Here is a 19,176-nt window from a genome sequence, read left to right as displayed (position 1 = left end):
CTCCGCTCTGTCATCCTGCGTGCAGGATCACCACCACCCGGTGAGCAGATCCCACAGCCAGTCGAGGATGTCCCCGATGGCGCCGCCGATGCCGCCGGCGCGGTTGACCGTGACCGTGGCCGTCGCCTCGTCACCGTCCGCCTGCGCCACCGCCACCGTGTACTTGCCCGGCTGCGTCTTCTTCGGAACCGTCACCGAGGTGCTGAACGAGCCGTCGTCGCCGACCTGGATCGTGCCGACCTCGATGGCCTGCCCCTTCTTCGGGCGCAGCTCCACCGTCACGGTCTCACCGGGCTGGTAGCCCTCGCCGGTGATGGTGAGCTTCTTGCCCGCCGTCACCTTCGAGGAGCCGAGCGCGATCGTGCCGGCGAACTCCTCCTCGCCCGCGATCGTGAACGGCACCTGCACGGTGGTCCCGGTGCCCGCGACCGCGACGGTGAGCTGCTGCTCCCCGAAGACGCCCGACGGCACCGTGAACGTCAGGCTCGCACGCCCGACCTCATCCGTGGTGTCGACGATGGCGGGATCGATCGCTCCGGCCGCGAGCTGCGTGCCGCCCAGCGAGAGCGACACCTCGCCCGGAGCCGGCTCCCCCGCGCTGAACGCGAGCGAGGAGAGCGAGAGCGTCACCTGGTCGCCGGCGCTGTAGCCGTCGGCATCCGCCGGGCTGATCACGACGCCGACCGCGCGTTGGGCGTAGTCGGGACTCGCGGTCTTGTTCGCGTCGAACCAGTCGACCATGGACTGCAGGTCGATCTTGCCGGTGTCGCGCTTGCCTGTGCCCTGCTTGAAGGTGGAGAAGTTGTCTCCACCGGCGGCGAGGAACGAGTTCGCGGCGACCGTGTAATCGGCCGCCGGATCGATCGGCGTGCCGTCGAGCGTGATCGACGTGATCCGCGAGCCCTGCGCCCCTGCGGGGTCGTAGGTGTACACGAGCCCTTCGGAGGCGCCGAGCTTCAGGAACGGCCGCGCCGAGCCCGCCGGCTGCCACTGCTCCTCCAGCACGCCCTTCAGCTGCGCGCCCGTGAGGGTCAGCGTCACCAGCGTGTTCGCGAACGGCTGGACCGTCGCCGCCTCACGGTAGGTGACGTTGCCGTCGGGATCGGATGCTCCGGTCGAGGCGTACGCGAGGTTCGCCCGGATTCCGCCCGGGTTCATCAGCGCGATGTCGGCATCGGTGGACCACTTCTGCACGTCGGCGACGAAGTTGCCGATGGTGGACTCGCCACCGCGGTTCTCCGAGCCGCTGGTCTGACGCGCGCGGTTGAGGTCGGCGGTGATGTCTCCGACCTTGATCGCCCCCAGCACGTCGGCCTCGGCCTTCGCCTTGGCCACGATGTCGGCGACCTCGGGGACGGCCGGGTACAGCGGCGCACCCGCAGCCGTGAGGGGCTTGATCTCGTTGGTGATCGAGATCAGCTCCTTCGTCTTCGCGTCCACCTGGATGTTCATCAGACCGAGGTTCTCGCCGTACTGCCCCGCCGAGACGACCGGGCGGCCGTCGATGACGTGGTTGTACGCGAGGTGCGTGTGCGCCGAGACGATCGCGTTCACGTCGTCATCGACGCCGTAGACGATCTCGCCCAGCGGCGATTCCGGGGTGATGGCCCCGACATCGACGCTCTCCGCGCCCTCGTGGACGAGGAGGATGACGACATCCGCCTCGCCGTTGGACTCATCGCCGTCGCGCAGGTCGTCGGCCACCGCGTTGACCGAGTCGACGATGCTGCGCACCTCGAGGTCGGCGATGCCTTCCGGCGACACGAGCGAGTCGAGGTCCTCGGTGACGGCGCCGACGAACCCGACCTTGACGCCGTCGAGCTCCTTGACCCATGCCGGGGCGAGCGCAGGCTCACCCGTCTCCGTCACGAACACGTTCGACGAGATGTACTCCCAGTCCGCGCGGTCCTGCACGCGATCGCGCAGGTCCTCCCAGCCCTGGTCGAACTCGTGGTTGCCCGCGGCGCTGACGTCGAGGCCGGCGGCGTTGAGCGCGTCGATCGTCGGGTTGTCGTCATTGATGAACGAGGTGAACGTCGACGCGCCGATCAGATCGCCGGCTCCGGCGAAGATCGTGTTCGGGTTCGCGTCGCGGAACTGCTTGACCGCACCCGCGAGGACGGCCGCGCCTGCGGCGGCGCCGTCGGCCTCGATCCGACCGTGGAAGTCGTTGACCGTGACGACGTCGATGCTCACCGGCGGGATCTCCGAGGAGACGCCGACGATGATCGGGTCGTGGTCGCTGGAACGGTAGGGCGTGCCCGACTCGGTGGCGCCGAACGCGTAGCCGCGGTCGCTCCACTCCGGCGAGTTGATGCCCCAGACGCCGGCGCCCGTGATGGACGCGGCGAGCGACGGCGACGCGATGACGTGGTCGAGCGAGCCGAGCTCGCCGTCGAACGTGTACGTGTGCTGACCGGCGGCCTTGTCGGCGACCAGGTCGCTCCACCCGTTCGCGGTGAAGACGTCGATCGGGTCTTCCTTGCCATAGGCGTTGAAGTCGCCGATCAGCAGCATGTCACCGCTGCCCGACGCCTCTTCCAGATCGGTCGTGAACTCCAGGAGCGACTGCGCCTGCGCGACACGGTCGGCGTTGAAGAAGCCCTGACCGTCGGCGGGCTCTGCACCCGCGCCCTGGGGCGGCGACTTCGACTTGAAGTGGTTCGCGACCACGGTGACGACCCGGCCGTCGATGTCGAACGCCTGGGCGATCGGCTCACGCGCGTTGCCCCAGACGGTCTCGTCGGTGACGGTCGCGCTGTCGCCGACGGTGGTGACGGCATCCTTCTTGTAGATGATCGCGTTGGTGATGTAGTCCGTCGTCGCCGCGTCGTTCAGCGCGTCAGGGGTGGGCACGTAGTCCCACACGTCGCTGCCGGCGTCCTCGTTGAGACCTGAGACCAGGTCCTCGAGGGCCGAGTCGATCGGCTCGCCGAGCTTGACGGAGTTCTCGATCTCCATGAGCGAGACGATCTCGGCATCCAGGCCGTTGATCGCCGCGACGATCTTCGACTTCTGGATGGCGAACTGGGCCGCATTCGCGGCACCACGGGCATCGGGGTTCTCGGACGTCAGCGTCGTGAAGTAGTTGTAGACGTTGAACGAGGCCACCTGCACATCGCCGCCGACCTCGGGAGCCGACTCGGTGCGCGGGTTCGTCGCCGCGAAGCCGACCTTGAGGTCTGCCGGAGAGGCATCGTCGATCGGGATGACGGGCTGCAGACGCCAGTCGTCGAAGCCCCACTGCAGCACGTAGCCGTTGTCGCCGAAGTCGACGGTGTCGCCGTTGCGGACCACCGCGTCCTTCGTGAAGTACGGCTGGGCGCCGGGGTGGCCGTTGTTCGTCACCTGGATGGACCAGCCGTCGTCGAGCAGCAGGCGGTTGGCCCGGTTGGCCGCGGCGATGGCCGCCGCCGCGTCACCGGGGCGCGTGGTCTCGGTGCTCTTGACGTTGAGGTCCGCGCCGGCGTTGAGCCAGAGCGTGCCGAAGTTGAAGAGCTGGTGGCTCGAGGCCAGACGGTAGGTTCCCTCCGGAGCCACGTACATGTTCTCGTACTGCTCGCGGTCGGCGCCGCGCACGGTGTCGGGAAGCGGCGTGACCGCGGGGACTCCGGCACCTGCCGCGAGCACCTCGATGTCGGTCACCGCGCCAGGGTTCAGCTGCGTCTGGCCGAAGTACTCGCCGACCGCGCCGGTCACGGAGACGAGGTCGCCGATCGCGAGGGTCGGGGCCAGCGCGTTCAGGAAGACGAAGATGCCGTCGGAGGCTCCGGGCGTGGCGTCGGTCGCGCCGCCGGAGCCCTGGGTCTGGATGACGATCCCCTTGTAGCCGCCGGTGCGGTAGTCGGCGGTGACGACGCCCTCGACCGTGACGGTCTGGCCGCTCAGCGGTGAGACGTCGGCCGTGCCCTGCACGTCGGCGATCGCGACCGTGGTCGGATCGGGATCGGGATCGGGGTCGGGGTCGGGATCGGGGTCGGTGCCGCCGGTGCCCTGCGGGGTGATGGTGGCCGAGAGCGTGAAGTCGACGCTGTTGTCGTCGGTGTCGGCGCCGCCTGTGCGGTTCAGCGACTTGACGTCGGTGTTCCCCGCCGGCGCCGTGGCCGCCGCGGTCTCGAAGGTGTTGGAGGTGCCGTAGCCGAGCAGATCGACCACGCCGTCGACGCCCGCGACCGAGCCGGGGGTGAGGGTGACGGCGGCCGTGCCCTCGACGAGCGCGAGCGTGCCGGTGGTGCCGCTCGGGGTCAGGGTGCTGACCGCGTCGGGAGCCGGGAGGTCGGCGCCGTTGGCCCCGTTGCTGTTGCCCTGCACCAGGTAGTAGCCGCCGGCCGGGATGACGCCGGTGAGCGGCGCGACGCCGTTCGAGGGCCCGGTGCCCGTCGCGGAGCGGTACTGCAGCGACATGCCGTCGAGGGCGACCGGCTCGGAGGTCGGGTTGTAGAGCTCGACGAACTTGTTCTTGAAGGCGGCCCCTGCGCTGCCACCGGAGAGGTACGCCTCGTTGATCACCACCCCCGTCCCTGCCGGATCGGCGAAGGCGGGCACGGCGGTCAGCGAGCCGAAGCCCAGCGCTGCCACACAGGTCACGGCGAGAGCGCCGACGCGCCCCTGGTTTGTACGGTGAGCGACGGGAGCCATGCGGTTCCCGTCCTCTGGAGCGGACATCATCGGTGCGGTCTCCTCGGTCGGTGGTGCGACATCTCTCATGAATCTGTCACGGCGCGCACCGGGGTCTCCCAGCCCGCACACATGTTGCGAGCATACGGAGCGCTCCGGACATCCTCAATGGAGTTCTCCGATTCGTCACCGACCGCTCACCGGATGGCCGCGGCGACCCCCGACGAAGGTCCATATCCCGGCATTCCGGCGCACATGTGCGCACGGATCTCCGCGCAGATGCGCGATGTGATCAGGCTGTTTCCGCACTCCGCGCCTCGTCGAACTCCTCGACCTCGCGCTCCCAGGCGTCTTTCGCCAGGCGGTACCAGAGGTAGAACGCGAAGCCCGCGAAGATCGCCCACTCGACCGCGTAGAAGATGTTCAGCCAGTTGATCGGCGATTGCTCTTCCGGCGCGGGAGAGGAGATGTCGATGAGCCCGGCCGTCGCCGTAGTCGAGGCGAGATACGGGCGGTACACGTCGAGATCCGCGGTGTCGCTCCACCGGCTGAGAAGCGCCGCCGTCGACATCCGATCCATCCGCTCCGGGTCGGTGCGCGGCGGGACCGCCGGGCCCTCGTCGGAGATGATCCTGCCGCTGATCGCGACCTCGGAGCCGTCGTCCTCGGCGGCGAGGCGCTCGACGGCCGCATCCGCCGCTTCGCGGTCGGGCGCCCAGCCGATCGCGACCGCGATCGACGTGCGGTCGGCGACTCGCAGCTGGCCGGTGACCCAATATCCCTCGACGTCGTCGTTGAACCGGCTCGACACGACGAGGAAGTCGCCCTCGACCCACGTCCCCGATGTCTCGACGCGCTGGCCGACGAGAGGCTCGGGAAGGTACTGCCCCGGTTCCACGACATCGGTGAGCGGCCGCACCTGCTCGGTCGCCCCCGCCGGGGGCGGATCCGTCTCGATCGCGCGCTCGAGCTGCCACTGCCCGAGCCACGCGAACACCCCGGCGACGACGAGGCACAGCAGAAGCATCCCGATCCAGCGTCCCCGGAGCATGACCTCACGAAGGGTCGGCGGGAACGGCGCAGGAGTGGTCACGGTGACGCGCGGAGCCTCAGGCCTCGTACGGGGCGAGCACGACCTCGACCCGCTGGAACTCCTTGAGGTCGGAGTATCCGGTGGTCGCCATGGACTTGCGCAGGGCGCCGATGAGGTTCGCGGTGCCGTCGGCGACGGGCGCGGGACCGTAGAGGATCTCCTCGAGCGTGCCGATGCCGCCGACCTCGACGCGGCGTCCGCGCGGCAGCTTCGAGTGATGGGCCTCCGGGCCCCAGTGGAATCCGCGGCCGGGAGCGTCGGTGGCGCGGGCGAGCGCGACGCCGAGCATGACGGCATCCGCTCCCATGGCCAGCGCCTTGACGATGTCGCCGGAGGTGCCGACGCCCCCGTCGGCGATGACGTGCACGTAGCGGCCGCCGGACTCGTCGAGGTAGTCGCGTCGCGCGGCGGCGACGTCGGACACCGCGGTGGCCATCGGCGCGTGGATGCCGAGCGTCGCACGGGTCGTGGAGGCCGCTCCCCCGCCGAAGCCGACGAGCACGCCCGCGGCGCCCGTGCGCATGAGGTGCAGGGCCGCGGTGTAGGTGGCGGCGCCGCCGACGATCACCGGGACGTCGAGGTCGTAGATGAACTTCTTGAGGTTCAGGGGCTCGTCGACACTGGACACGTGCTCGGCCGAGACGGTGGTGCCGCGGATGACGAACAGGTCGACGCCGGCCGCGGCCACGGTGTCGTAGTGCTCCTGCGTGCGCTGCGGCGTGAGGGAGCCCGCGACCGTGACGCCCGCCTCGCGGATCTCGGCCAGCCGGCGCGTGATGAGCTCGGGCTTGATCGGCTCGGAGTACAGCTGCTGCATGCGGACGGTCGCCTCGCCGTCGTCGAGCCCGGCGATCTCCGTGAGCAGCGGCTGCGGGTCTTCGTAGCGCGTCCACAGTCCCTCGAGGTCGAGCACGCCGAGGCCGCCGAGCTGCCCGAGCATGATCGCCGTCTGCGGGCTGACGACAGAGTCCATCGGCGCTCCGAGCACCGGGATGTCGAAGCCGAACGCGTCGATCGTCCACGCGGTCGAGACATCCTCGGGGTTGCGCGTGCGGCGCGAGGGCACCACCGCGATGTCATCGAACGTGTACGCGCGGCGTGCGCGCTTTCCTCGGCCGAGCTCGATCTCCATGGTCACCCGTCCAGCCTACCCGGCCCCCGACGGGGTCTGCGGCTGCGGAGCCGGTCAGCGCGAGCGCACGACCCGCCTCTCGTCCCAGACCGGCGCATCGGACTCGTAGACCTCGCCGTCCGAGCCGAACACCAGGAATCGGTCGAACGACCGGGCGAACCAGCGGTCGTGCGTGACCGCGAGCACGGTCCCCTCGAAACGCGCGAGCGCGTCTTCCAGCGCCTCGGCCGATTCCAGGTCGAGGTTGTCCGTCGGTTCGTCGAGCAGCAGCAGCGTCGCACCGGACAGCTCCAGCAGCAGCACCTGGAGCCGCGCCTGCTGCCCACCGGACAGCGAGTCGAACGTCTGCTGCGCCTGCCGGACGAGCCCGTACCGGTCCAGCGCTGAGCTGGCGGCATCCCTCGGCATCCCGGCGCGGCGGTCGTCTCCGCGGTGCAGGATCTCCAGCAGCGTGCGCCCGACGAACTCGGGGGGCGCGTGCGTCTGCGCGAAGAGCCCCGGCACGACCCTGGCGCCGAGCGTCGCCGTGCCCGTGTGCGGCACCTCGCTCAGCTGCTCTCCGGTGGACGTGACGTGACCGAGGGTGGCATCCGGATCGCTGCCACCCCTGGCCAGAAGCCGCAGGAAGTGCGACTTCCCCGACCCGTTCGAGCCGAGCACCGCGACGCGATCGCCGTACCAGACCTCGGCGTCGAAGGGCTTCATCAGACCGGTGAGCTCGAGGCCTGCGGCGACCACGGCCCGCTTGCCCGTGCGCGACCCCCGCAGACGCATGTCGAAGTCCTGCGCGGGGGGCCGCTCCTCGGGCGGACCGGCCTCCTCGAACTTGCGGAGCCGCGTCTGAGCGGCCTGATACCGCGACGCGAAGCCGTCGTTCGCCGAGGCCTTCACCTTGAGGTTCGCGACCAGGGTGCGCAGCTTCTCGTGCTGCTCGTCCCAGCGTCGCCGGAGCTCGTCGAGCCGGTCCATCCGATCGGTGCGCGCCTGCTGATAGGTCGCGAAGCCGCCGCCGTGCACCCACGCGATGGAACCTGCGCCGCCCGGTTCGAGAGTGATCAGGCGGTCCGCGGCACGAGCGAGGAGTTCGCGATCGTGCGACACGAGGAGCACCGTCTTGGGCGTCTGCCGCAGCTGATCCTCGAGCCAGCGCTTCGTCGGCACATCGAGGTAGTTGTCCGGCTCGTCGAGCAGCAGCACCTCGTCGGGACCGCGCAGCAGCGCCTCCAGCGCCAGTCGCTTCTGCTCGCCGCCGGAGAGCGTCGTGAGCTCGCGGAAGCGCGCACGCTCGAACGGCACGCCGAGCGCCGCCACCGTGCACTGATCCCACACGGTCTCGTGCTCGTAGCCACCGGCGTCCGCGTACTCCGCGATCGCCGACGCGTACGCCATCTGGGTGTCGTGCTCGTCGCGTTCGATCAGTGCGTTCTCCGCCGCCTCGAGCCCCTGTGCCGCCCCGCGGATCCGCTGCGGAGCGACGCTCACGAGCAGTTCGTGCACGGTCTGACCCTGGCGTCCGTGCCCGACGAACTGGTCCATGACGCCGAGGCCGCCGTCGATCGTGACGACGCCGTCATCGGCCGGCTGATCTCCGCGGATGATGCGCAGCAGCGTCGTCTTGCCGGCGCCGTTCGGTCCGATCAACGCGCTGGTGGACCCCGCGCCGACCCTGAATGTCGCCTCGTCGAGAAGCGGTCTGCCGTCGGGGAGAGTCAGAGACACTCCGGAGACATCGATGTAGCCCACTGTCCGTGGCCGTCCTTCCGCCCGCGAACAGCGAGCCGACCAGGCTATCAGCCCGCGATGGAACGGAGTGACCGGTGTCAGGGACGGAGCTGGGTGATCCGGCCCGACTCTCCCCATGCACGGTCCGCCGTGACCACCGTCACATCGAGACGTCGGGCGAGCGCGAGGCAGAGCCGATCCCCGAGCGACAACCCGCTGCCGCGCTTCCACATCGCTGCGGCGACCTCGGCGTCCGCATGCTGCACGGGCTCGATCACCAGCTCATAGCTGCGCAGCAGTCCGGAGGCGACGCCCCAGTCGGCTCCCGACGCTCGGACCTTCTGGGCCACCTCCGCCCAGTTCGCCGCCCCGATGACCGCACCGTCCAGAAGCTCCTCGACGGCATCAGCGCCCGGCTCGGCCTGCAGGAAAGCCAGGACGGCTGACGCGTCGAGAACGGTCACTCGACCTCGTCCTCCGCAGCCGCTGCGGACCGACGATCGGCGAGAAGCGCCGCGACGAGGTCCTTCCCGGCGAGCTGCGACCGCACCAGGGACTTGGCCTGCTCCCGGGTGACCAAGATCACTCCGCCGTCCGTCTCGATCATCAGCAGCCGCGCACCCTGTTCCCAGTGCTGCCGCGCACGGAGCTCGGCGGGGACGACCAGGCGGCCCCGGTCGCCCATCGGAGCGACAAACGTGGTATCCATGAGATCAGAGTACCACCTGGTCCTTGCCGATGGGTTTCCTTCAGGCGAGCGCGCTCGCCGTGGGAACCGTGTTCGCGAAGAGGTCGAGGACCGGGCAGTGCGCGTCGACGACCTGGCGGAGGTTCTCATACTGCTCGGGGCTGTCGGGGCCCGAGATGTCGACCTTCACCCGGATGTCGTGGAACCCGGCACGGCCCGACTCGTCGATGCCGAAGAGCTTCCGCACGTCGAGATCCCCCTCGGCCGTGATCTCGATCTCGTCGATCGTGAGACCGAGCGCCTGGGCGTAGAGCCGGTACACGACCACCTGGCACGACACCAGCGCGCCCAGCGCGTACTCGACGGGGCTCGCGGCCACGTCGTCTCCGGCGAGCGCGCTCGGCTCGTCCACGAGGAACCGGTGCTTGCCGGCGCGGATCTCGGTGGCGACCGACCCGATTCCTCTGCCGCTCACCCGGTAGGTCAGCTGTGCGCTGCTCGCATCGGCGGCGATGCGCTCGTTCCACGCCGTTCCCGCATCGGTCAGGCGCTGTGCGCGCTCGGCCGGCGTGACATCGGAGACGGCGGTGATCTGGTCCTGGAGAAGAGTCATGCGGCGACCGTAACCGGGGCGTCGGCGCCCGCGCACCCCCGACGTCACAGGGGTTCACGGCCCGTCATCGACCGTCACGAAGGACGGGGTGCGTCGGACTCAGTCGGCGCGGCTCAGGGTCCGCAGCGTCTCGGTCTTGGCCGCCGAGGGCAGCACGAAACGGAACTCCGTGCCGACGCCCTCTTCGCTGCGCACATCCATCGTGCCGCCGTGGGCGAGGACGATGGCGCGCGTGATCGTGAGACCGAGTCCGACGCCGGGTACGGCGTTGCTCGTCGCGGTCGACGCCCGGAAGAACCGGGTGAACAGCATCCCCTGTTCGTCCTTCGGGATGCCGATGCCGGTGTCGCTCACCGACAGCTCCACTCCGCCGTCGACGGGCCGCACGCGGGCGGCGACACGACCACCGCGGGGCGTGAACTTGATCGCGTTGGAGAGCAGGTTGTCGAGCGCCTGTCCGATCCGGCCGGCATCGATGAGGATGCGGACGGGCTCGGGAGCGAGCTCAGCGGTGATCTCGATGCCCTCACGCTGCGCGTGCGGCCCCGCCGACGCCACGGCGGAGCGCACGAGCTCGCCCACGTCGACCTCCGCGCGGTCCAGCGGGAACCGCCCCGACTCGACCTGCGCCGTGAAGAGCAGATCTCCCACGAGGTTCAGCAGCCGCTGGGCATTGCGCTCGATGATGGCGACGAACTCCTGCTGCTCCTCGCTGAGCGGCTGTCCTGGATCGCTCTGGAGCAGATCGAGGAAGCCGATGATCGCGCTCAGCGGCGTCCGCAGCTCGTGCGAGATCATCCCGACGAACTCGTCCTTCATCCGCGCGACCTCGACGGCCTTGCTCTCGTCGGTCACCACGAGCAGATACCCCTGCTGCGTGCCGGAGGCGTCGCGGTGGGGGTTCACGGTCACCCGCGCGGGAACCGAGGTCCCCGCCGACGTCACGATGTCGACGTCGTCCTCGACGTTCTGATCGTCGTCCGCGCCGGCGAACAGCGCCCTCAGCCCCGGTGGCAGGTCGGAGTCGGCATCCACACGCTGTTCCTTCGTGCAGTCGCTCGCGAGCGCGGTCAACGACGCCTCCGCGAAGAAGCGATCGACGCGCACGTCGTCCATCGCCTCGCTGAACGCGACGCCGAACAGCCGCTCCGCCCCCGGATTCCAGGCGGTGATCGTGCCGTTCCGGTCGGTCGCGATCACGGCCTGCGCCGTGATCGACGACCACAGCCCCTCGTACGACTCCACCAGCGAGCGGTACTGATGCTCCTTCTCCCGCAGCTGCACGATCATCTTGACGTTGTCGGCGAGCGCCGCCGTGCGTTCGCCGACCAGCTCCTCCGCCTGCTCGGCGCGCACGCGCTGCTGACGGGAGAGCTCGTTGATCACCGCGGCGACGGCGGCGAACACCAGCGGCCCGATGACTCCGCGCAGCCAGTCGACCGCGCTGTGCGGCGGATCGGCGAAGTACGGCATGAGCAGGGCGATCGAGGTCAGTCCGCCGACGACGAAGACGTAGCGGATGCCGGGCGCCGCGGCGATCCAGATGACGGGCAGCAGCACGAGCGAGGAGAAGAGCGAGCTCGCCCCACCGGTGCCGGTGCGGAACAGACCGAGTCCGACGATGTCGATCAACGGGACGAGCAGGACGACCCACCCGTCGTACACCCGGCGAGCGCTCAGCACGGCCGAATGAGCGGTCGCGGCCAGCACCAGTCCGACACCGCACACCACCGCGACGAGGTGCGTGACGGGCAGATCCGGGATCCACCAGGTCAACAGCACGGCGGCGACCGTCGCGATGAGCGTGGGGGCCTGCTTCACGAGCGGGCTGGGGTTGTCGAAGACCTGGTACCACCGGTTCTCGGCGCGGTCCAGCGGGGTCGCCCTCATCGCGTCACCCGCTCGACGATGCCGCGCAGATCCGCACCGGTGATCGGCTTGGGCAGCGCCGCATCCGCCGGCGGATAGTCCGCGGCGTCGAGGACCGAGCTGATCACGAGGAAGCACTCCGGGAAGCGCTCCTGGACGCGTCGCGCGCACTCCTGACCGGAGATCCCCGGAAGCAGCAGGTCGATCACCGCCAGGACGGGATCGATCTCGTCGAACGCGGCGATCGCGGATTCGGCGTCGTAGGCGACGAAGGCGTCGAACCCCTCGCGGTCGAGGTAGCGACGCAGAAGGGCGGCCTGGTCGACGGTGTCCTCGACGACGAGGGCCAGCGGCCTCCCGCTCATCGGAGGAGCAGCTCTCGCACGATGACGATCACGGCGACGACGGCGAGTGAGAGGAGCGCCTGCGGGACGAGTCGGCGCTCCCGACGTTCATCCGCGGCGATCTCCTCCACCTCGGAACCCTGCGGCGGCGCATCCGTCATGAGACGACCCGTCCGATCTTCTCGGTCTTTATCCACGAGGCGTCAGCACGACGCCACTCCTTGATGTACGAATCCACGGTGATCGCGCACAGCAGCGAACCGTATCCACAGATGTAGACGAGCAGTCCGGCGAAGAACCGGCCGCCCGGAAGCGGCTCGACCGCGCGGGCGAGCCAGATCCCCAGCATCGAGATCGGCCCCCAGAGGTAGAAGATCACGGCCCAGGCGAAGCGGCTCTCGTCGGTCAGGGCGAGACCGACCTGCGCGAGCCCCTCCTCGAACAGCCAGGGGAACAGTGCGAGCGCCATGAGGATCAGCGCGCCGAGCCCGGGGAACATGACCGCCTCGCGCCACGACTGCCTGCCGATGCGGGGATCCAGCTGGACGGAGTAGAGCATCGAGAAGAGGTAGACGCACGCCGCGGAGATCCACATGAATCGGAACACGAACTCCGCGATGTCGCTGTGCACGAGGAGGAGTATCAGCAGGGCCGACGCCGCCAGGAGCATGAAGGCGGGAAGGAGCAGGATGACGAACCACGCGAGCCCGAAGGTGAAGCTGCCGAGGTTGTGGGTGCGGCTCGGCCGGAACCAGAGCTTCCGATAGATCGACGTCAGTTGCACGTTGCCACGGGCCCACCTGAGCCGCTGCTTCCAGAGGCTGTCGACCGTGCGAGGCTCCTCCGCGAGGACGACGGCGTGTGGCTCGAACACCATGCGCCGTCCCTTGAGCTGGCCCTCGAAGGTCGTCATCGTGTCCTCGGCGAGGGTCCCGGTCGGGATGCGCCCGCCGATCGCCTCGAGGTTCGCCCGGGAGTGCAGCTGCGCCCCGCCGGCGAGGCACGCGATCGCGCCGCCGACGTTCTGCACCCGTCGGGCGGAGAGCTGGCCGATCACGTACTCGATGGCGATGAAGCGCGTGAGGTAGTTGCGGTCCCGACTCCCCTCGGCGATGTACGCGGTGACGGCCCCGACCTTCTCATCGGCCAGGTGCCGACTGAGCTTGCGCAGCGAGTCCCTGGCGAAGATGACGTCGGCGTCCATGATGAGCACCGCCTCGGTCCAGGCGTCCGCGAGGACGACGTCGAGTCCGTGGTTGAGGGTGTGCGCCTTGCCCTCGCCGCCCTTGTCGCGACGCAGGTGCACGACGCGACCGGGATGCGCCGCCGCCATGGCCGTGACGATCTCGGGGGTGTCGTCGGTCGAGGCGTCGTCGACGACGAAGATCCGCAGGCGCTCCGGGGCGTACTCGAGCTGCAGCAGCCGTTCGATCGCCGGCCCGATGACGAGCCCTTCGTTCCAGGCGGGGATCACGACGGCGATGTTCGGGTGGTACGGCGCCGCCTTGGCGTAGTGGTTGCGGAACGCGTGCAGCGGCAGCGTGAGGAACTGCAGCGCGGTGTTGATCACGGGCAGCGTGCCCACCAGCACGCACAGCACCAGGAACACGACCAGCGTCGCCTCGGGCCAGGTGAGCTCCGCCATCAGGCTTCGCCCTCCGCGTCGAGGAGCTCGAGGACCCGCGAGTAGCGGCCGACGTCCGTTGCGACGTGGCTGTCGGTGGACGCCACGATCCGCGCTCCCGAGCGGCGCAGCGCGGCGAGCGAGCGGATGCCGGGACACCCCCACTTCTCGTTCACCTCGACGAGCGTGTCGGTGGCGGCGGCGGCGCGCGCCCACGCGTCGGTGCGCTCGTCGCCGAGGTCGTCCTCGGACAGGCCGATCTTCGGCAGGATCGAGAAGCAGTGCGCGAGCTGGTTCCCCGGGTGCCACTGCATCGAGGCGATCAGCGCCGCGACGAGCTGGTCCAGGACATCGTCGGTCGCCCAGCCGTCGGCGATCCGCTCGCGCACGGCGGTCGGCCCGAGCGGTCCGTCGACGCCGGGGAACTGGTGGTCGGCTATGAGGATGCGGTCGATGCCCGCGGGTAGAGCGGGGATGTCGAGCGTGCCCGCTGCATCGAGGATCTTCGCCTCGACGCCGGTGAGGACCTCGAGGCCGTCGGGCACGGACAGCTCCCGGACGGCGGCGAGGTACTCGGGCACCCAGGTGGTGCTCTGTCGAACGTGATCCACGAGGCGCACCGTGCTCAGCCCCGCGGCCGCAGCCGCGGCGACGTTCTCGGCGAGCGTCGACACGGCGTCGTCGGAGAACGTCGAGTGGACATGGTGATCCCCGCGCAGAGCGGCGTGGCTCACAACTCCTCCTGGTGCCCCGCGTGGGCGGAGACGAGCAGGTCGTCGACCTCGACGATCACATCCTCGAGGAAGCGCACCGAGGCGACCTCCCGGAACGGGACCCGCGTCGGGAGCTCGATGCCGAGGAAAAGATCGGCGACGAGCGAGGGGATGTCGACACCCGCGGCGATCGTCAGCGGGAGCGCTCCGGGGAAGCGCGGATTGACCTCGAGCAGCACAGCGCGGCCGGTGCGATCCCGACGCAGTTGCACGTTCGCGACGCCGACGAGGCCGATCGCCCTGGCGATGGACGCGGCCGTGTCCTCGAGCTCCGGGTCGCGGACGGTCTGCCCCGCGATCGCCACGCCCGAGTCGACCCTGGCGCGCGTGCGCGGGACGGCGGCGACGACGTTCCCCGCCGCATCCGCGATGACGTCGACCGAGTACTCCTCCCCCGGGAGGAAGTCCTGCACGATGAGTCCCTCGTCGGTCGGCAGCGCCTCCAGCGCGGCACGATCGGACACGAGCCGGATGCCGCGGCTGCCGGCGCCCTGGCGCGGCTTCGCGAAGACCGGGAACTCCCAGTCGACCTCCTCGGCATTGGGCCCTGCGAGGACCGTGCGCGGGGTGCGGCCCGTCGCGGCGCAGCGCTCGGCGAGGGCCAGCTTGTCGAGCGCGGTGTTCAGGGTGTCGGCCGAGGGCGCGGCGAGCACGGCCGGTGCCAGCTCTCCCCGGCGATCGGCCAGTGCGATGAGCTCCACGTCGACCGTGGAGATGACGAGATCGAGCGCATCCTCGGCGACCATCCGTGCGATCGCGGGAACGAAGTCCTCGTCGCGACCCGGAGGGACGAGGCGGCGCTGCGCCGGTGGGACCAGGTAGATGCCGCTCGCCCAGCCGTCCATGTCGGCGGCGAACACGGTCAGGTCGGAGCGGCGGAGGAGCGAGCGGATGACGGCCACCCCGGCCGGACCCCCCGCACCCGTCACCAGCACGCGCTTCGTCATCAGCTCTCTCTTCTCGTGAGTTCATGGGCGCCGACGAACTCCGCCGTCTCGCGCACCACCTCGAGGGGCTCCACGGCCTTGCCGCCGCCGAACCGCGACCAGTAGCGCGCCGTCGCGGTCACGAACTCAGGTTCGAGGTAGTCGCGGCTGGCGGTCTGCGACTGGAAGCGCTCCAGGAGTCGCAGCTTCTGATCGAGGTACTGGTCGATGCGGACGAACCGCGTCGGACGGAAGTCGATCGTGGCCGACGGGCTCTGATAGCACGCCACGGTGCCGACGCGTCGGGTGGCGACGATGGTCGCCTCGCTCACGGCCCGGTGATCCTGGTGCCGATCGTGACCGGAGTGCGTGTAGACGATGGTCGGCGTGATCTCCTGCACGACCTCCTCGATGAGGCGCACCGTCGTCCCGCCCCCGGAGATCTCGGTGTCCACCAGATCCTTGACGAAGAGCCGCGCGCCCAGCATGTCGGCGGCCGCGAGGGACTCGCTCTGCCTGCTGTCGGCGTCGCCGCCGCGGGCACCGCGCGAGAGGGTGAGGATCGTGATGGCGTCCCCGGCGTGCGCGTGGGCTGCGAGCAGCCCTCCGACGCCGATCTCGACGTCGTCCGGATGCGCGCCGATGGCCAGCACGGTCTCCTTCGGCCGGGCTTCCTCACGGCGACGTCGGCCTTCGGCGGCGAGCCGTGTGACGACCTCGATCAGGCGGGCGTTGTCGAGCGGCTTGGTGAGGAACTCGTCGGCCTGCGCGCGCAGGGCCGACACCGCGTACTCCACCGAGACATGCGCCGTCATCACGATCACGGGGACGTTCGGGCTCGTGCGCCGCAGCTCCGCGAGCAGCTCCAGACCGCTCAGCCCCGGCATCTCGATGTCGGTGACGACGACGTCGGGGCGCACCTCCGCCATCCGCTCGATCGCGACGCGGCCGTCCTGCGCGATGTCGACGATGCAGCCCGCGCGCCGCTCGAGCACCGTCTTCACGAGCAGAGCGACGTCGGGGTCGTCATCGACGACGAGGACGCGCGGAGCTTCGTCAACCATAGAGCGGCTCTCCTTGGGGAGGATCCCTGCCGATGCGAAGATCGGCGTCGCGGTCTCGGTGCCCTACCACCGGGTCCGCGGGGAAAGTCGAGCGGGGTACGTCGATTCTGGCATAGGCGCCAGCGCCCGCTGCGCAGCGCCGGATCGCGGTGCGGCGCGCTCCCGTGTCAGACGGCCCTGGCTGCGCGCTTCTCCTGCTGATACACCCGGATCGCCTCATAGCGCTCGGCCGAACGGGCCTGTCGCTTGGCCGCTTCCGCCGCCCGGTTCTTCGGCGGAGCCGAGGTCACCAGGTCGTCGAGCAGCTGACGGGCCGCGCGGGCGATCTCATCGACGGCCCGGTCGAAGACCGCCTGGTTCGCGCGGGAGGGCGCGTTCGCTCCAGAGATCTTGCGGACGAACTGCAGCGCCGCGTCGTGGCACTCCTCGTCGGTCGCGGCGGGTTCGAGGTTGTTCAGCGGGACGATGTTGCGACACATACCGGCACGCTACGCCGGGCCGACGACGGACGGAAGAGGTCGATCCGGTGAACGGCATGGTGCGACGCGGGTGCTGCTCGCTACGCTCTGGCTACGAGAACCGGCGACGGCCGATCCGCCGTCTCCCTGGAACAGGAGAGAACATGACGATTCCCCAGCCCCCCGATTCCCCGCAGACTCCCCCGGCCTGGAACGGCGCGCCCACCCCGGATCCCACCGCCGCCTACGCGCCGCCCGCTCCCAACAGCGGCGCTCCCTACGCTGCAGCTCCGGTCTCCCCTCCGGGGCGCGTGCTGTCGATCATCGGCCTGGTGCTCGCCTTCGTCGCGGCGCCGATCGGCCTGATCCTCAGCATCGTCGCGGCCGTCAAGCTCGGCAAGGCCGGCGCCCCCAAGGGCATCGCCATCGCGGGCATCATCGTCGGCGCGGTCATCACCCTGCTGTACATCATCGGCATCATCCTGTTCGTGACGCTCTTCGCGGGCATCATCGGGACGTGCGCGGAGCTCGGCCCGGGCGTGTGGACCGTCGACGGCGTCACCTACACCTGCAGCTGATCTCCCCGGAGAGAGACGAAGGGACCGGATGCCGCACGGCATCCGGTCCCTTTCCGTCGAATCCCTACTTCTTGTAGTTGGGCGCCTCGACGACGATCTGCACGTCGTGCGGGTGCGACTCCTTGAGACCCGCCGAGGTGATGCGCACGAACTTCCCGCGGGTCTTGAGCTCTTCGATCGTGCGCGCGCCGACATAGAACATCGACTGACGCAGGCCGCCGACGAGCTGGTACGCGACCGCGGCGAGCGGGCCGCGGTACGGCACCTGCCCCTCGATGCCCTCGGGAATGAGCTTGTCGTCGCTCGGGACGTCGGCCTGGAAGTAGCGGTCCTTCGAGTACGAGGTCTGCTTGCCGCGGGTCTGCATCGCGCCCAGCGACCCCATGCCGCGGTACTGCTTGAACTGCTTGCCGGACTGGAAGACGATCTCGCCCGGCGACTCGTCGGTGCCCGCGAGGAGCGAGCCGAGCATCACGGCGTCCGCACCGGCGACGAGGGCCTTGGCGATGTCGCCCGAGTACTGCAGGCCGCCGTCGGCGATCACCGGGACACCGGCGGGACGCGCGGCGAGCGATGCCTCGTACACGGCCGTGACCTGGGGCACGCCGACACCGGCCACGACGCGGGTGGTGCAGATCGAGCCCGGTCCGACGCCGACCTTGACGGCGTCGACGCCGGCATCGACCAGCGCCTGGGCGCCCTCGCGCGTGGCGACGTTGCCGCCGATGATGTCGATGTGCTCGAACGTCTCGTCGGCCTTCAGACGGCGGACGAGGTCGATGACGCCCTGCGACTGGCCGTTGGCCGTGTCGACCACGAGCACGTCGACGCCGGCATCGCGCAGCGCCTCCGCCCGCTCCCACGCGTCGCCGAAGAATCCGATCGCGGCACCGACGCGGAGCCGGCCCTGGTCGTCCTTGGTGGCGAGCGGGTACTTCTCGCTCTTGTCGAAGTCCTTGATGGTGATGAGGCCGGCGAGCTTGCCGTCCTCGTCGATGAGAGGGAGCTTCTCGACACGGTGCTTCGCGAACAGCGCGATGACCTCGCCGGCCGCGACGCCCACGGGGGCGGTGACGAGGTTCTCGCTCGTCATGACGTCCTTCACGAACGTGGTCTGCCGCTCGAAGCCCGAGACGAAGCGCATGTCGCGGTTGGTGATGATGCCGACGAGCTTTCCGTCGTCGTCGATGACGGGAAGACCCGAGATGCGGTACTTGGCGCACAGTGCGTCGACCTCTTCGACCGTGGCGTCGGCCGTCGTCGTGATCGGGTCGGTGATCATGCCGGACTCGCTGCGCTTGACGCGGTCGACGTGAGCGGCCTGATCCGCGATCGACAGGTTGCGGTGCAGGATGCCGATGCCCCCCTCACGCGCCATCGCGATCGCCATGCGCGATTCGGTGACCGTGTCCATCGCGCTCGACAGCAGCGGGGTGGCGACCGAGATGCGGCGTGTGATGCGCGACGACGTGTCGGCCTCGCTGGGGATGACGTCGGTGTGCCCCGGAAGGAGCAGCACATCGTCGTACGTCAGTCCGACGAAGCCGAAGGGATCGTGCTGGTCCATGGAAGCTCCTCCTGCGCGAGTCGCGCGAATCCGAGTGCGAGTGGGGTGGTCGACGTCGGCCGGTGCGGGTCGAAAACCCGTATGAAGATTCTAAGCGAGACACGCCCG

The 19,176-nt window shown here is 69.7% G+C and carries 17 protein-coding genes; 1 reads left to right on the top strand and 16 read right to left on the bottom strand.

Features of this window, described 5'->3' with window-relative positions:
• Nucleotides 1–27: 27 nt before the first annotated feature.
• The 15 genes from DC434_RS07220 to DC434_RS07155 form a co-directional block, all read right to left on the bottom strand.
• Nucleotides 28–4,638 carry an ExeM/NucH family extracellular endonuclease gene (locus DC434_RS07220; RefSeq protein WP_243408848.1) on the bottom strand — a complete coding sequence of 1,537 codons (4,611 nt, stop codon included), beginning with the start codon at nucleotides 4,636–4,638 and terminating at the stop codon, nucleotides 28–30.
• 271 nt (nucleotides 4,639–4,909) lie between these two features.
• On the bottom strand, nucleotides 4,910–5,668 hold the full coding sequence (locus tag DC434_RS07215; RefSeq protein WP_116634587.1) for an SURF1 family cytochrome oxidase biogenesis protein: 759 nt from the start codon (nucleotides 5,666–5,668) through the stop codon (nucleotides 4,910–4,912).
• A gap of 58 nt (nucleotides 5,669–5,726) precedes the next feature.
• Nucleotides 5,727–6,842 (bottom strand): GuaB3 family IMP dehydrogenase-related protein, encoded by a 1,116-nt coding sequence (locus DC434_RS07210; RefSeq protein ID WP_116634586.1) that lies wholly within the window; start codon nucleotides 6,840–6,842, stop codon nucleotides 5,727–5,729.
• A gap of 54 nt (nucleotides 6,843–6,896) precedes the next feature.
• Nucleotides 6,897–8,585: an ATP-binding cassette domain-containing protein gene (locus DC434_RS07205; protein WP_116634585.1), complete on the bottom strand. Its 1,689-nt coding sequence runs from the start codon at nucleotides 8,583–8,585 to the stop codon at nucleotides 6,897–6,899.
• 77 nt (nucleotides 8,586–8,662) lie between these two features.
• The gene (locus tag DC434_RS07200) at nucleotides 8,663–9,028 is read right to left on the bottom strand and encodes a type II toxin-antitoxin system VapC family toxin (RefSeq protein ID WP_116634584.1); all 366 of its coding nucleotides are present in this window, start codon (nucleotides 9,026–9,028) and stop codon (nucleotides 8,663–8,665) included.
• Nucleotides 9,025–9,273 carry an AbrB/MazE/SpoVT family DNA-binding domain-containing protein gene (locus DC434_RS07195; protein ID WP_116634583.1) on the bottom strand — a complete coding sequence of 83 codons (249 nt, stop codon included), beginning with the start codon at nucleotides 9,271–9,273 and terminating at the stop codon, nucleotides 9,025–9,027. Before DC434_RS07195 ends, DC434_RS07200 begins: the two co-directional genes overlap by 4 nt.
• A 40-nt stretch (nucleotides 9,274–9,313) precedes the next feature.
• A complete protein-coding gene (locus DC434_RS07190) occupies nucleotides 9,314–9,865 on the bottom strand; it encodes an OsmC family protein (RefSeq protein ID WP_116634582.1) in 552 nt (183 codons plus the stop codon).
• 99 nt (nucleotides 9,866–9,964) lie between these two features.
• Nucleotides 9,965–11,755 carry an ATP-binding protein gene (locus DC434_RS07185; RefSeq protein ID WP_116634581.1) on the bottom strand — a complete coding sequence of 597 codons (1,791 nt, stop codon included), beginning with the start codon at nucleotides 11,753–11,755 and terminating at the stop codon, nucleotides 9,965–9,967.
• Entirely contained in the window at nucleotides 11,752–12,099 is a 348-nt protein-coding gene (locus tag DC434_RS07180) for a response regulator (RefSeq protein WP_116634580.1), read from the bottom strand. The genes DC434_RS07185 and DC434_RS07180 overlap by 4 nt, the downstream gene beginning before the upstream one ends.
• Complete coding sequence (locus DC434_RS20085; RefSeq protein ID WP_165807993.1) at nucleotides 12,096–12,239, bottom strand: hypothetical protein; 144 nt, start codon at nucleotides 12,237–12,239, stop codon at nucleotides 12,096–12,098. Before DC434_RS20085 ends, DC434_RS07180 begins: the two co-directional genes overlap by 4 nt.
• The gene (locus DC434_RS07175; RefSeq protein WP_116634579.1) at nucleotides 12,236–13,723 is read right to left on the bottom strand and encodes a glycosyltransferase; all 1,488 of its coding nucleotides are present in this window, start codon (nucleotides 13,721–13,723) and stop codon (nucleotides 12,236–12,238) included. Before DC434_RS07175 ends, DC434_RS20085 begins: the two co-directional genes overlap by 4 nt.
• Nucleotides 13,723–14,436 carry a PHP domain-containing protein gene (locus DC434_RS07170; RefSeq protein ID WP_116634578.1) on the bottom strand — a complete coding sequence of 238 codons (714 nt, stop codon included), beginning with the start codon at nucleotides 14,434–14,436 and terminating at the stop codon, nucleotides 13,723–13,725. Before DC434_RS07170 ends, DC434_RS07175 begins: the two co-directional genes overlap by 1 nt.
• Nucleotides 14,433–15,422 (bottom strand): ATP-grasp domain-containing protein, encoded by a 990-nt coding sequence (locus DC434_RS07165; protein WP_116634577.1) that lies wholly within the window; start codon nucleotides 15,420–15,422, stop codon nucleotides 14,433–14,435. Before DC434_RS07165 ends, DC434_RS07170 begins: the two co-directional genes overlap by 4 nt.
• Nucleotides 15,422–16,465, bottom strand: coding sequence for a response regulator (locus DC434_RS07160; protein ID WP_116634576.1), 1,044 nt, complete (start codon nucleotides 16,463–16,465; stop codon nucleotides 15,422–15,424). Before DC434_RS07160 ends, DC434_RS07165 begins: the two co-directional genes overlap by 1 nt.
• A 167-nt stretch (nucleotides 16,466–16,632) precedes the next feature.
• On the bottom strand, nucleotides 16,633–16,944 hold the full coding sequence (locus tag DC434_RS07155; protein WP_116634575.1) for a DUF2277 domain-containing protein: 312 nt from the start codon (nucleotides 16,942–16,944) through the stop codon (nucleotides 16,633–16,635).
• Between the two features lie 143 nt (nucleotides 16,945–17,087).
• On the opposite strand from DC434_RS07155, the gene DC434_RS07150 reads away from it, so the two are divergent.
• Entirely contained in the window at nucleotides 17,088–17,501 is a 414-nt protein-coding gene (locus DC434_RS07150; protein ID WP_116634574.1) for a DUF4190 domain-containing protein, read from the top strand.
• A 64-nt stretch (nucleotides 17,502–17,565) separates the two neighbouring features.
• Here the strand turns inward: DC434_RS07150 and guaB are convergent, their stop codons facing one another.
• Complete coding sequence (gene guaB, locus DC434_RS07145; protein ID WP_116634573.1) at nucleotides 17,566–19,068, bottom strand: IMP dehydrogenase; 1,503 nt, start codon at nucleotides 19,066–19,068, stop codon at nucleotides 17,566–17,568.
• Nucleotides 19,069–19,176: the final 108 nt, after the last annotated feature.

The organism is Microbacterium sp. TPD7012, from assembly GCF_003075395.1.
GTDB lineage: Bacteria > Actinomycetota > Actinomycetes > Actinomycetales > Microbacteriaceae > Microbacterium.
This window is presented reverse-complemented; position numbering and strand designations above follow the sequence as displayed.